Genomic DNA, 11,483 nt, shown 5'->3' on the forward strand with positions numbered 1-11,483 from the left:
TGCGGTAGCGCAGCCACGTCCTGCGTGGCTGCCTTTCCGTCAGGCATGGCGCTGAGCCACCCATGGGGTGGCTCTACAGGAACTTCGCCCTGCCCAGGTAGCGCCACGCCATGCGTGGCTGTCTTTCCATCAAGCATCCCGCTCAGCCACCCATGGGGTGGCTCTACAGGAATTTCGCCCTGCCTTGGTAGAGCCACGCCATGCGTGGCTGTCTTCCATCAGGCATCCCGCTCAGCCACCCATGGGGTGGCTCTACAGGAATCTCGTCCTGCCTTGGTAGAGCCACGCCATGCGTGGCTGCCTACCCATCAGGCATGGCGCTGAGCCACCCATGGGGTGGCTCTACAGGAACCGTACCGCCGCTTTGGTAGAGCCACGCCATGCGTGGCTGTCTTCCATCAGGCATTGCGCTCAGCCACCCATGGGGTGGCTCTACAGGGATTTCGCCCTGCCTTGGTAGAGCCACGCCATGCGTGGCTGTCTTCCATCAGGCATTCCGCTGAGCCACCCATGGGGTGGCTCTACCGGGGACGATCACCCCTGCGTGGTCTCGGCCTCATCCGGCTTCACCCGGAACCACGCCGCGTACAGCGCCGGCAGGAATACCAGCGTCAGCACCGTGCCCACGATCAGGCCGCCCATGATCGAGATCGCCATCGAGCCGTAGAACGCGCTGCGCGACAACGGGATCATCGCCAGCACGGCCGCCAGCGCGGTCAGCACGATCGGGCGGAAGCGGCGCACCGTGGCATCGATGATCGAATGCCAGCGGTCGTGCCCGGCGTCGATGTCCTGCTGGATCTGGTCGATCAGGATCACCGAGTTGCGCATGATCATGCCGGCCAGTGCAATCGTGCCCAGCAGCGCCACGAAGCCGAACGGCGCCCGGAACAGCAGCAGGAACAACGTGGCACCGATGATGCCCAGCGGCGCGGTGACCAGCACCATCGCTGCGCGCGAGAAGCTGCGCAGCTGCAGCATCAGCAGCGTGGCCACCACCACCAGGAACAGCGGCATGCCGGCCTTGATCGAGTTCTGGCCACGGGCCGAATCTTCCACGGTGCCGCCGGTTTCCAGCAGGTAGCCGGTGGGCAGGTTGGCGCGGATGCCATCGAGTGTCGGCAGGATCTGCTGCACCACGTCCAGCGGCTGCATGCCATCGCCGATGTCGGCACGCACGGTCACCGTCGGCAGGCGGTTGCGGTGCCAGATGATGCCGTCCTCGAAGCCGTATTCCAGGCTGGCTACCTGCGAGAGGCTGATGCTGCCGCCGTTGCCGGTCGGAATGGCCAGGCTGCCCAGCAGGTCCAGCTGCGCACGTTCATCGGCCGGGCCGCGCACCAGCATCTCGATCAGGCGGTTGCCTTCGCGGTAGACGCTGACCGACTGCCCGGACAGCGAGCTGGACAGGAACTGGCTGACCTGGGCGCTGTTCACGCCCAGCGCGCGGGCACGCTCCTGGTCGATCACCAGGCGTACCACCTTGCTCGGCTCGCTCCAGTCCAGGTTCACGTTCACCACGTGTGGGTTCTCGCGCACCTTGGCTTCCACCTGGCGGGCGATGGCCTGCACCTGTTCGATGTGCTCGCCGGACACGCGCATCTGCACCGGGTAGCCCACCGGCGGGCCGTTCTCCAGGCGCGTCACCCGCATCTGCAGGTCGGGGAACTGCGGAATGACCTCGTGCAGCAGCCACGCCCGGGTGCTCTCGCGGGCCTTGGCATCCTTGGCCAGCACCACGAACTGGGCGAAGTTGGTCGCCGGCAGCTGCTGGTCCAGCGGCAGGTAGAAGCGCGGCGAACCGGTGCCCACGTAGGCCACGTAGTTGGTGATGCCCTCGCGCGTGGACAGCAGCTTTTCCAGCTTCTCGGCCTGGGCCTGGGTCGCGCGCAGCGATGCGCCTTCGGCCAGTTCGATGTCCACCATCAGTTCCGGGCGGGTCGAATCGGGGAAGAACTGCTGCGGCACGAAGCGGAACATCAGCAGCGAGAACACGAACAGCGCGATCGTCGCGGCGATCACCCACCAGCGGTGGCGCAGGCAGGCATCGAGGAAGCGGCGGAAGCGCTGGTAGAACGGGCGCTGGTACGGGTCGTGGTCATGGCCATGTTCGGCCGGGCGCAGCAGGTTGGCCAGCGCCGGGTAACGGTCGGCCCAGCGCAGACGCAGCGCGCGCCAGCGACCGGCCACGCTGCCGGGCTTGGGCGGCTGCGGATTGAACAGGTCCGGCAGCATCTTGTCGCCCAGGTAGGGAATGAACAGCACCGCGGCAATCCAGGACACCACCAGGGCGATGGTCACCACCTGGAACAGCGAGCGGGTGTATTCACCGGTGCTGGAAGCGGCCGTCGCAATGGGCAGGAAGCCGGCGGCGGTAATCAAGGTACCGGTCAGCATCGGGAACGCCGTCGATTCCCAGGCGAAGCTGGCCGCGCGCAGGCGGTCGTAGCCCTGCTCCATCTTGGTGGCCATCATTTCCACCGCGATGATCGCATCGTCCACCAGCAGACCCAGCGCCAGCACCAGCGCGCCCAGCGAGATCTTGTGCAGGCCGATGTCGAAGTAGTGCATGACGAAGAACGTCATCGCCAGCACCAGCGGGATGGTCACGCCCACCACCAGGCCGGTACGCAGGCCCAGCGAGAAGAAGCTGACCAGCAGCACGATCACCACCGCTTCGGTCAACACGTGCACGAACTCGCCGACCGATTCCTCCACCGCCTGCGGCTGGTCGGACACCTTGCGCAGCACCATGCCGGCCGGCAGGGTCTTCTGCAGGCGCTCGAATTCGGCATCCAGGTTGCTGCCCAGCTTGAGGATGTCACCGCCGTCCTTCATCGCCACGGCCAGGCCGATGGCTTCCTCGCCCATGAAGCGCATCTTCGGTGCGGCCGGGTCGGCAAAGCCACGGGTCACCTCGGCGATGTCGCCCAGGGTCACCGTGCGGCCGTTGGCCCGGATCGGGAAGGCACGGATGTCCTCGATGCTGTTGAACTGGCCACTCACGCGCAGCTGCACGCGGTCGGTGGCAGTCTCGAAGAAGCTGGTGGCAGTGACCGCATTCTGGTCGGCCAGCGCCTGCTGCACCTGCTGCATGGAAATGCCCAGCGTGGCCAGCTTGGTGTTGGACAGTTCGATCCACACCTTCTCGTCCTGCAGGCCGACCAGGTCGACCTTGCCCACGTCGGGCACGCGCTGCAGCTCCAGCTGGATGCGGTCGGCGTAGTCACGCATCACCGCATAGTCGAACCCCTTGCCGGTCAACGCATAGATGTTGCCGAAGGTATCGCCGAACTCATCGTTGAAGAACGGGCCGACGATCTCGCGCGGCAGCGTCGCGCGGATGTCGCCCACGCGCTTGCGCACCTGGTACCACAGGTCCGGAATCTGCTTGGACCGCATGTTGTCGCGGGCCATGAAGATGACCTGCGATTCACCGGGGCGCGAGTACGAGCGGATGAACTCGAATTCGCCGGTGTTCATCAGCGCTTTTTCGATCGGCTCGGTCACCTGCCGCGACACCTGCTCGGCGGTGGCACCAGGCCACAAGGTGCGCACCACCATCGCCTTGAAGGTGAACGGCGGATCTTCGGACTGGCCCAGGTGCTTGTACGACCAGGCGCCGATGAGGGCGAAGGCCAGCATGGCGAACAGCACCAGCGGGCGGTTCGCCAACGCCCATTCGGAAAGATTGAAGCGGCGCACGGGCTTACTCCTTGCCCTGCGGCGCGGCGGTGGAGGTCGGTGCCGGCGCGCGCACCACCGGGCGGTTCTGGCGGTCCACGGCGGTCACGACCTGGTCGGCACGCAGCAGATGGCCGCCGGCGGCCACCACCCAGTCGGCAGCGGTCACACCGGACAGCACCGGCACGCTCTCGCGGCCGTAGGCGCCGGTGGTCACCGGGACGGCCTTGAGGGTGCTGCGCTGTGGATCGACCACCCATACGCTGGCCTTGCCGTCACTGCCGCGCTGCAGGGCCGCCAGCGGCAGCTGCAGGGTGCCGTGGCGCCCGGCAGTGCTGAACACCCGTGCGCTCTGGCCCAGTTCGACGTTGGCCAGCGCCTCCGGTGCCAGGCTGATGCGCGTGGCATAGGTGCGGGTCTGTGCATCGGCGCCGGCGGCGATCTCGCGGAGGGTGCCCGGCAGCAGGGTGCCCGGCGCGTTCCACAGTTCCACCTGCACCGGCTGGCCCACCGCATAGTCGCGCAGGGTGGCTTCGGGCAGCGCGATCTGCACTTCGCGGGCGCCATCGACGGCCAGGTTGAAGATGGTCTGCCCCGCCGACACCACCTGCCCCGCTTCGGCCTCGCGGCTGGCGATCACGCCGTCGGCCGGGGCACGCAGTTCGGCATAGCCGGCCTGGTTTTTCTGCACATCCCAGTTGGCGCGGGCCGCATTGACCTGGCCCTGCGCCGCCTTCAGCGCGGCGGTCTGCTGGTCCAGCGCCGAACGGCTGACCAGCTGCTGCGCGGCCAGGGCCTCATAGCGCTTGTGGTCATCGCGGGCACGGATGAAGTCCGCTTCGGCCGAGGCCAGCTGCGCCTGCGCGGCGCGGGCCTGCAGCGAGAAATCGGCCACATCCAGTTCCGCCAGCACCTGCCCCTTGTGCACGCGCTGGCCGGCATCGACGTGGCGCTTGACCAGATTGCCACCGACGCGGAACGCGATCGGGCTTTCCTGGCGGGCGCGCACCTCGCCCGGGAAGGCGGCAGCCACCTGCCCGTCCTGGGTGGCCGGGTGCACCACCAGCACCGGCACCGCCGCCTGCGGCGCGGCATCCGGCCCGGAGCACCCTGCCAGCACGGCTGCCAGCGCAGCCCCCCACACCCCACCGCTTGCCCAGCGCATGCTCTTCATCGGTCAACGTCCTGGAAACACAGGTCCTGCCACGGAGCGCCAGCCTGCCTGACGGGGCGGCGCCATTAATAAACCGAGCGGTATAGTATAAATATCGAACCGATTGGTCTAGTATTGTTTCAATGACTTCCCCCACTCCCCGCAAACCGTCGGCCAAGCCCGCTGCCAAGGCTGCCGGTCCCGGGCGTCCCAAGGACCTGGGCAAGCGCGCGGCGATCCTGGAAGCGGCCAAGACCCTGTTCACCGAACAGGGCTACACGGGCGTGAGCATGGACAGCATCGCGGCGCTGGCCGGGGTGTCCAAGCTGACCGTCTACAGCCATTTCGGCGACAAGGAAGCCCTGTTCCTGCAGGCGGTGCAGTCGAAATGCATCGAAATGATGCCCGACGAGCTGTTCGTGACCGACGCCGAAGGGCCGGTGCGCGACCAGCTGATCGGCATCGCCCAGGCCTTCTTCGACATGATCACCTCCGATGCGGCGGTGTCGGTGCAGCGGGTCATGATGTCCCCGGACACCGATGAACGCCTGCGCGAGCTGTTCTGGCAGGCCGGCCCGCAGCGCACCTGCGCGGTGGTCTCTGCGTTCCTGCAGGCCCGCACCGCGCGGGGCGAACTGGAGATCGATGACGCCCAGGTGGCGGCCCAGCAGCTGCTGACCCTGGTCAAGGGCGAGCTGCATACCCATATGATGTGCGGCATGCCCCCCCTCCCGGTCGGTTACGATGCCCAGGCCAGTGCCCATGCCCATGTCACGGCCAGTGTCGATTTCTTCCTGCGCGCCTATGCGCCACGGCCGACCGGGACGGGCTGACACCACGAAGCTGAACGAACCGGAGGTCGCGATGACTTCCGGCACTGCGATCCCCGGCCCCCCCGAAGCGATGCTCTGGGCGCGCCGCCGGCCTCCGGCACCGGTAAAATGGCCGGCCCACTGCGCTGGATTTAGAACCTCATGACGATCGATTACTCCCACGCCCGCGAACTGATGGTGGAACAGCAGATCCGTCCCTGGGACGTGCTGGACATCAAGGTGCTCGACGTTCTGGCCCGCCTGCCGCGCGAGGCCTTCGTCGCCGACGCGCGCCGTGCGCTGGCCTACACCGATGTCGAGCTGCCGATCGGCAACGGCCAGAAGATGATGAAGCCGGTCATCGAAGGCCGCACCCTGCAGGCGCTGGACCTGCAGCCGGGTGATGAAGTGCTGGAAATCGGCACCGGCAGCGGCTTCCTGTCGGCCTGCATCGGCGCGCTGGCGCGCGACGTGCTGAGCCTGGAGATCGACCCGGAACTGGCCGCCGCCGCGCGTGCGCGCCTGGACGCCACCGGCCTGGGCACCAACGTGCGCGTGGAAGTGGCCGATGCCCTGGCCTGGCAGACCGAACGCCGCTTTGATGTGATTTGTGTCACTGGCGCCGTGGACACTGTGCCGTCACAGTTCGCCCAGTGGCTGCGTCCGGGTGGTCGCCTGTTCGTGATCCAGGGCCGTTCGCCGGCCATGGAAGCGCTGCTGGTGAAGGCCGACGGCAGCACCGAGTCCCTGTTTGAAACCGATATCGATTACCTGCGCGGCGCTGCCCCGGCGCCCCAGTTCCACCTCTGAGTCCAAGGAAGCCGCAATGATCCGCCGATCCCTCGCTGTTGCGCTGGCCACTGCCCTGCTGCCGCTGTCTGCCCATGCCGCCGACCTGCTGCAGGTCTACGAAATGGCGCGCAATGGCGATCCGCAGCTGTCGGCCGCTGAATCGACCCGGCTGTATGACAAGGAAGGGGCCGTGCAGGCCCGTGCCGCCCTGCTGCCGCAGCTCAACGGCCAGGCCCAGCTGAGCCGCACGCGCACCGAAGCGAACCATGACGCCAACTCCGGTTCGGCTACCGACAAGCGCCGCAACTACACCATCCAGGGCTCGCAGACCCTGTTCAACTGGTCGCAGTTCAGCAACCTGCGTGCGCAGCGCGACCTGAGCAAGGCCGCGGACTTCACCCTGGATTCGGCCAACGACAGCCTGATCGTGCGGACCTCGGCGGCCTACTTCAACGTGCTGGTGGCGATCGAATCGCTCAACGCCGCCAAGACCAACGAAGCGGCCGCCAAGAAGCAGTTCGACTTCGCCGACAAGCGCCTGGAAGTGGGCCTGGCGCCGATCACCGACGTGCATGAAGCCCGCGCCCAGTACGACCAGGCACGCGCCAACACCATCGTGGCGCAGAACACCCTGGCCGATAACTACCAGGCGCTGACCGAACTGACCGGCCAGCCGGTGCTGAACCTGAAGGGCCTGCCGGCCGACTTCCGCCCGGCAGTGCCGGCCAACCGCGGCAACATCGACACCCTGGTGAAGGAAGCGGTGGCCCAGAACCCGGCGCTGAAGGCGCAGGAACTGAAGGTCAGCGCCGCCGAAGCCAGCGTGCAGGCGGCCCGTGGCGGCCACTACCCGACCCTGTCGCTGGGCGCCAGCGCCGGCAAGAGCGCCAACTGGGGTGACAGCATCGGTGCGGCCTCGCAGTCGCCGGATGCGCGCACCAACAGCATCAGCCTGACCCTGAACGTGCCGATCTTCGCCGGTGGCGCCACCCAGTCCGGCGTGCGCCAGGCGCTGGCCCAGCGCGATATCGCCCAGGACGGCTACGAGCAGCAGCGCCGTGCGCTGGACCGCAACACCCGCAATGCCTATCAGACCCTGGTGCAGGGCATCAGCGAAGTGGAAGCCCGCCGCCTGGCGGTGGTCTCGGCCCAGAGCGCCTATGACGCTTCCCAGGTCGGCCTGGAAGTGGGTACCCGCACCGTGCTGGACGTGATCCAGAACCAGCGCATCCTGTTCTCCGCGCAGCTGGATTACGCGCAGGCCCGCTACAACTTCCTGCAGAACCGCCTGCTGCTGAGCCAGTCGGTGGGTGCGCTGGACATCGCCGAACTGCAGGACATCAACCGCCTGCTGACCCTGGACGCCGGCACGCCGTCGACCACGACCAACAACTGATCCCTCGGTTGGGCGAAACGAAAAAACCACCCGCAAGGGTGGTTTTTTCTTGCCTGCGCCATGTCCGCCGGGCTCAACCGCGCGGCGGCGGCAGGTGCGGCTCGACCAATGCCAGGGTACGGGCCAGTGCCCCCCGCCCGCTGTTCACCAGCGCGCAACCGGCACGCGCCATCGTCTCGCGCTGGCCGGCATCATCCAGCAGCTGCTGCAGGGCATCCCCCACCGCCTGCACGTCCTCGCCGATCAGCAGCGCACCGGCTTCGCGCATGCGCCGTGAGATTTCCGAGAAGTTGTGCAGGTGCGGACCGGTCACCGCCGGCGTGCCCATCGCTGCCGGTTCCAGCAGGTTGTGGCCGCCGATCGGCTGCAGGCTGCCGCCGACGAAGGCCACCTGCGCGCAGGCGTAGAACGACATCAGTTCGCCCAGCGTATCGATGACGAAGACATCGGTGGCCGCATCGGGCCACTGCTGCCCCCGCCGCGTGGCCACCGCGCAGCCCTGTTCGCGCGCCAGCGCTTCCACCTTCGGGAACCGTTCCGGGTGCCGTGGCGCCCACAGCAGCAGTAGGTCCGGGTGCCGCGCGCGCAGGCGGCGATGCAGGTCCAGCACGGCCGCCTCTTCGCCTTCATGCGTGCTGGCCGCGATCCATACCGGTCGTGACGCAGGCACGCTGGCCCGGAAACGGGCCACCAGCGCGCTGACATCGGGGGTGGCGATCTCGAACTTCAGGTTGCCCAGCGCCTGCACCTGTTCCGGTGCCGCCCCCAGCTGCACGAAGCGCGCGGCATCATCGGCCGACTGTGCGGCCACGCAGGTCACCGTACACAGCGCGCGGCGGATCAGTGCGGCCAGCAGGCGGTAGCCGCGCAGCGAACGCGCGGACAGGCGTGCATTGAGGATGTACACCGGTATGCCCCGGTCACGGCAGCCGAACAGCATGTTCGGCCACAGCTCCGTTTCCAGGATCAGCGCCAGGCTCGGGCGGAAATGACCGAGGAAGCGGCCGACACTGCCCGGCACGTCGTACGGCAGGTAAACATGATCCAGGCCCTGCGCGTCGCCCCACAGCGCACGCACGCGCTCCGAGCCGGTGGGCGTGATGGTGGTGATCACCCAGCGGATGTCCGGGCGCAGCGCACGCAGCGCGTTGACCAGCGGTGCGGCCGCGTTGACTTCCCCCACCGACACCGCATGCAGCCACACCCGGGGCTGGCAGCTCGATTCAGGGTAGGAAGCGTAGCGCTCGTCCCAGCGCTGGAAATATTCACGGACCCGGAAGCCGCGCCAGACCAGGTGGTAGACGGTGATCGGCAGCAGCACGTAGAGCACGGCCGAATACAGGCCGCGCAGGATCCATTCGACAGGGTCTTTGCGCATGCCGGCAAGGATACGGGAGGCCCCGGGGAAAGACACGCGGCCGGGCCGTGGACAGGGTTGGTAGAATGCCCGCATGTCCGATGCAACCACTGCCGTCCGCCCATCGCTGCGCGATCCCCGCCACTGGCCGATGTTCGCCGCCATGCTGGGCGCCTTCGCCGTCGCCCGCCTGCCGTGGGCAGTGCAGCGTGCGCTGGGCCGTGTCGTGGGGGCCGTGGCCTGGCGCCTGGCCGGCAGCCGCCGCCATGCGGCCGAAGTGAACCTGAAGCTGTGCTTCCCCGAAAAGGACGATGCCTGGCGCCAGCGCCTGCTGCGTGAGAGCTTCGATGCACTGGGCGTGGGTATCTTCGAGTTCGCCCGCGCGTGGTGGGGCAGCATCGATGCCATCCGCCCGCAGGTCCACGTGGAGGGCCTGGAGCACCTGCAACGCATGCAGGCCGACGGCCGCGGCGTGCTGCTGGTATCGGGCCACTTCATGACGCTGGAGATGTGCGGCCGCCTGCTGTGCGACCACGTCGAGCTGTCGGGCATGTACCGTCGGCACAAGAACCCGGTGTACGAATGGGCGGTGAAGTTCGGCCGCCTGCGTTATGCCAAGGCGATGTATGCCAACGAGGACATCCGCGCGACCGTGCGCCACCTGAAGAAGGGGGGATTCCTGTGGTACGCCCCGGACCAGGACATGCGCGGCAAGGACACCGTGTTCGTGCCGTTCTTCGGCCAGACCGCCGCCACCATCACCGCGACCCACCAGCTGGCGCGGATGACCGGTTGCGCGGTGATTCCCTATTTCCACCGTCGTGAAGGCGGGAAGTACTTCCTGAAGATCGGCGCCCCGCTGGAGGACTTCCCCAGCCAGGACGTGGAAGCCGATACCGCCCGGGTCAACCAGGCCATCGAACAGATGGTGCGCGAAGCCCCGGACCAGTACCTGTGGATCCACCGCCGCTTCAAGCGGCAGCCGGGTGGACGCAGCGACTTCTACGGCTGACTGCGGGCCCCTCGCACGCCGCCACCCAGGCCGTGGATCCGCCCCCGGGTAGATCCAGGCCATGCCTGGATGGCGTGATGCCTGCGATCACGCACGGTCGGGAAAGCCCCATCCACGCATGGCGTGGATCTACATCGCCCCCGGGTAGATCCAGGCCATGCCTGGATACGTGCCGCCTGCGATCACGCAATATCGGGAAAGCCCCATCCACGCATGGCGTGGATCTACATCGCCCCCCGGGTAGATCCAGGCCATGCCTGGATGGCGTGATGCCTGCGATCACGCACGGTCGGGAAAGCCCCATCCACGCGTGGCGTGGATCTACATCGCCCCCCGGGTAGATCCAGGCCATGCCTGGATACGTGCCGCCTGCGATCACGCAATATCGGGAAAGCCCCATCCACGCATGGCGTGGATCTACATCGCCCCCCGGGTAGATCCAGGCCATGCCTGGATGGCGTGCCGCCTGCGATCACGCACCGTCGGGAAAGCTCCATCCACGCATGGCGTGGATCTACATCGCCTTCCGGGTAGATCCAGGCCATGCCTGGATACGTAACGCCTGCGATCACGCAGTACCGGGAAAGCCCCATCCACGCGTGGCGTGGATCTACATCGCCTTCCGGGTAGATCCAGGCCATGCCTGGATGGCGCGATGCCTGCGACCACGCACGGTCGGGAAAGCCCCATCCACGCATGGCGTGGATCTACACGGACCAGCGCGACCAGGCGTGGGGATACTCGTCCAGCGCGCCTACCAGGCCCGCCCGGACCGGATTGGCGAGGATGTACGCGGCATGCTCCAACAACGATTCATCACTGCGTATCGCGTGATCATGAAATCCATGCTGCCAGAGCGCTCCCTGTCGCCCCATGCGTTGATTGATCAGACGGCCGCTGCGTGACTTCAGCAGGTTCATGCATCCCGCCAGTGTTCCCGCACGCAGCTGCATCAGCCAATGCAGGTGGTCCGGCATGACCACCCAGGCCAGGCTGTGACTGAATCCTCTCGCTTCCACCTGCCGCAGGGCCTCCACCAGCAATGTGGCGTTGCCAGGATCGGAGAAGAAGGGCGCGCGCTGGGCGGTCACCGTCGTCAGCGAATAGACGTTGCCGGTCTGGACGTAACGACCGTAGCGAAGACGAGGGCTGGCCATGACGCCAGCGTGCCGCGCCGGCATTGCAGGCTCCATTGGAGAACGCACCGCACGCAGGTCAGGAAACGCCGGCCGATGGATTCCGGGTAGATCCAGGCCATGCCTGGATGGCGTGATGCC

8 protein-coding genes are annotated in these 11,483 nt (G+C 67.3%); 4 read left to right on the forward strand and 4 right to left on the reverse strand.

Going from position 1 to position 11,483, the window contains the following annotated elements; genetic code table 11:
- Positions 1-534: 534 nt before the first annotated feature.
- Positions 535-3,705, reverse strand: coding sequence for an efflux RND transporter permease subunit (locus Q9R17_RS04795; RefSeq protein WP_308157301.1), 3,171 nt, complete (start codon positions 3,703-3,705; stop codon positions 535-537).
- A gap of 4 nt (positions 3,706-3,709) precedes the next feature.
- Positions 3,710-4,858, reverse strand: coding sequence for an efflux RND transporter periplasmic adaptor subunit (locus tag Q9R17_RS04800; protein WP_308157302.1), 1,149 nt, complete (start codon positions 4,856-4,858; stop codon positions 3,710-3,712).
- Positions 4,859-4,980: 122 nt separating this feature from the next.
- Between Q9R17_RS04800 and Q9R17_RS04805 the strand changes: the two genes are divergently transcribed.
- The 3 genes from Q9R17_RS04805 to Q9R17_RS04815 all read left to right on the forward strand — a co-directional run bounded on the left by Q9R17_RS04805 (position 4,981) and on the right by Q9R17_RS04815 (position 7,837).
- Positions 4,981-5,670: a TetR/AcrR family transcriptional regulator gene (locus tag Q9R17_RS04805; protein ID WP_308157303.1), complete on the forward strand. Its 690-nt coding sequence runs from the start codon at positions 4,981-4,983 to the stop codon at positions 5,668-5,670.
- Between the two features lie 141 nt (positions 5,671-5,811).
- A complete protein-coding gene (locus Q9R17_RS04810; RefSeq protein ID WP_308157304.1) occupies positions 5,812-6,459 on the forward strand; it encodes a protein-L-isoaspartate O-methyltransferase in 648 nt (215 codons plus the stop codon).
- A 16-nt stretch (positions 6,460-6,475) separates the two neighbouring features.
- Complete coding sequence (locus tag Q9R17_RS04815) at positions 6,476-7,837, forward strand: TolC family outer membrane protein (RefSeq protein ID WP_308157305.1); 1,362 nt, start codon at positions 6,476-6,478, stop codon at positions 7,835-7,837.
- A 73-nt stretch (positions 7,838-7,910) separates the two neighbouring features.
- On the opposite strand, the gene waaA is transcribed toward Q9R17_RS04815, so the two are convergent.
- Entirely contained in the window at positions 7,911-9,215 is a 1,305-nt protein-coding gene (waaA, locus tag Q9R17_RS04820) for a lipid IV(A) 3-deoxy-D-manno-octulosonic acid transferase (RefSeq protein WP_308157306.1), read from the reverse strand.
- 73 nt (positions 9,216-9,288) lie between these two features.
- On the opposite strand from waaA, the gene Q9R17_RS04825 reads away from it, so the two are divergent.
- Positions 9,289-10,206 carry an LpxL/LpxP family Kdo(2)-lipid IV(A) lauroyl/palmitoleoyl acyltransferase gene (locus tag Q9R17_RS04825; RefSeq protein WP_308157307.1) on the forward strand — a complete coding sequence of 306 codons (918 nt, stop codon included), beginning with the start codon at positions 9,289-9,291 and terminating at the stop codon, positions 10,204-10,206.
- A gap of 707 nt (positions 10,207-10,913) precedes the next feature.
- On the opposite strand, the gene Q9R17_RS04830 is transcribed toward Q9R17_RS04825, so the two are convergent.
- Positions 10,914-11,363 carry a transposase gene (locus tag Q9R17_RS04830; protein WP_308157308.1) on the reverse strand — a complete coding sequence of 150 codons (450 nt, stop codon included), beginning with the start codon at positions 11,361-11,363 and terminating at the stop codon, positions 10,914-10,916.
- Positions 11,364-11,483: the final 120 nt, after the last annotated feature.

Source organism: Stenotrophomonas sp. 24(2023) (genome assembly GCF_030913365.1).
In the GTDB taxonomy this organism is placed as follows: domain Bacteria; phylum Pseudomonadota; class Gammaproteobacteria; order Xanthomonadales; family Xanthomonadaceae; genus Stenotrophomonas.

What these genes read in the sequence shown, in the direction of transcription:
- Q9R17_RS04800 (WP_308157302.1), bottom strand. Translation starts at nt 4,858, where the DNA reads ATGAAGAGCATGCGCTGGGCAAGCGGTGGGGTGTGGGGGGCTGCGCTG.
- Q9R17_RS04805 (WP_308157303.1), top strand. Translation starts at nt 4,981, where the DNA reads ATGACTTCCCCCACTCCCCGCAAACCGTCGGCCAAGCCCGCTGCCAAG.
- Q9R17_RS04810 (WP_308157304.1), top strand. Translation starts at nt 5,812, where the DNA reads ATGACGATCGATTACTCCCACGCCCGCGAACTGATGGTGGAACAGCAG.
- Q9R17_RS04815 (WP_308157305.1), top strand. Translation starts at nt 6,476, where the DNA reads ATGATCCGCCGATCCCTCGCTGTTGCGCTGGCCACTGCCCTGCTGCCG.
- waaA (WP_308157306.1), bottom strand. Translation starts at nt 9,215, where the DNA reads ATGCGCAAAGACCCTGTCGAATGGATCCTGCGCGGCCTGTATTCGGCC.
- Q9R17_RS04825 (WP_308157307.1), top strand. Translation starts at nt 9,289, where the DNA reads ATGTCCGATGCAACCACTGCCGTCCGCCCATCGCTGCGCGATCCCCGC.
- Q9R17_RS04830 (WP_308157308.1), bottom strand. Translation starts at nt 11,363, where the DNA reads ATGGCCAGCCCTCGTCTTCGCTACGGTCGTTACGTCCAGACCGGCAAC.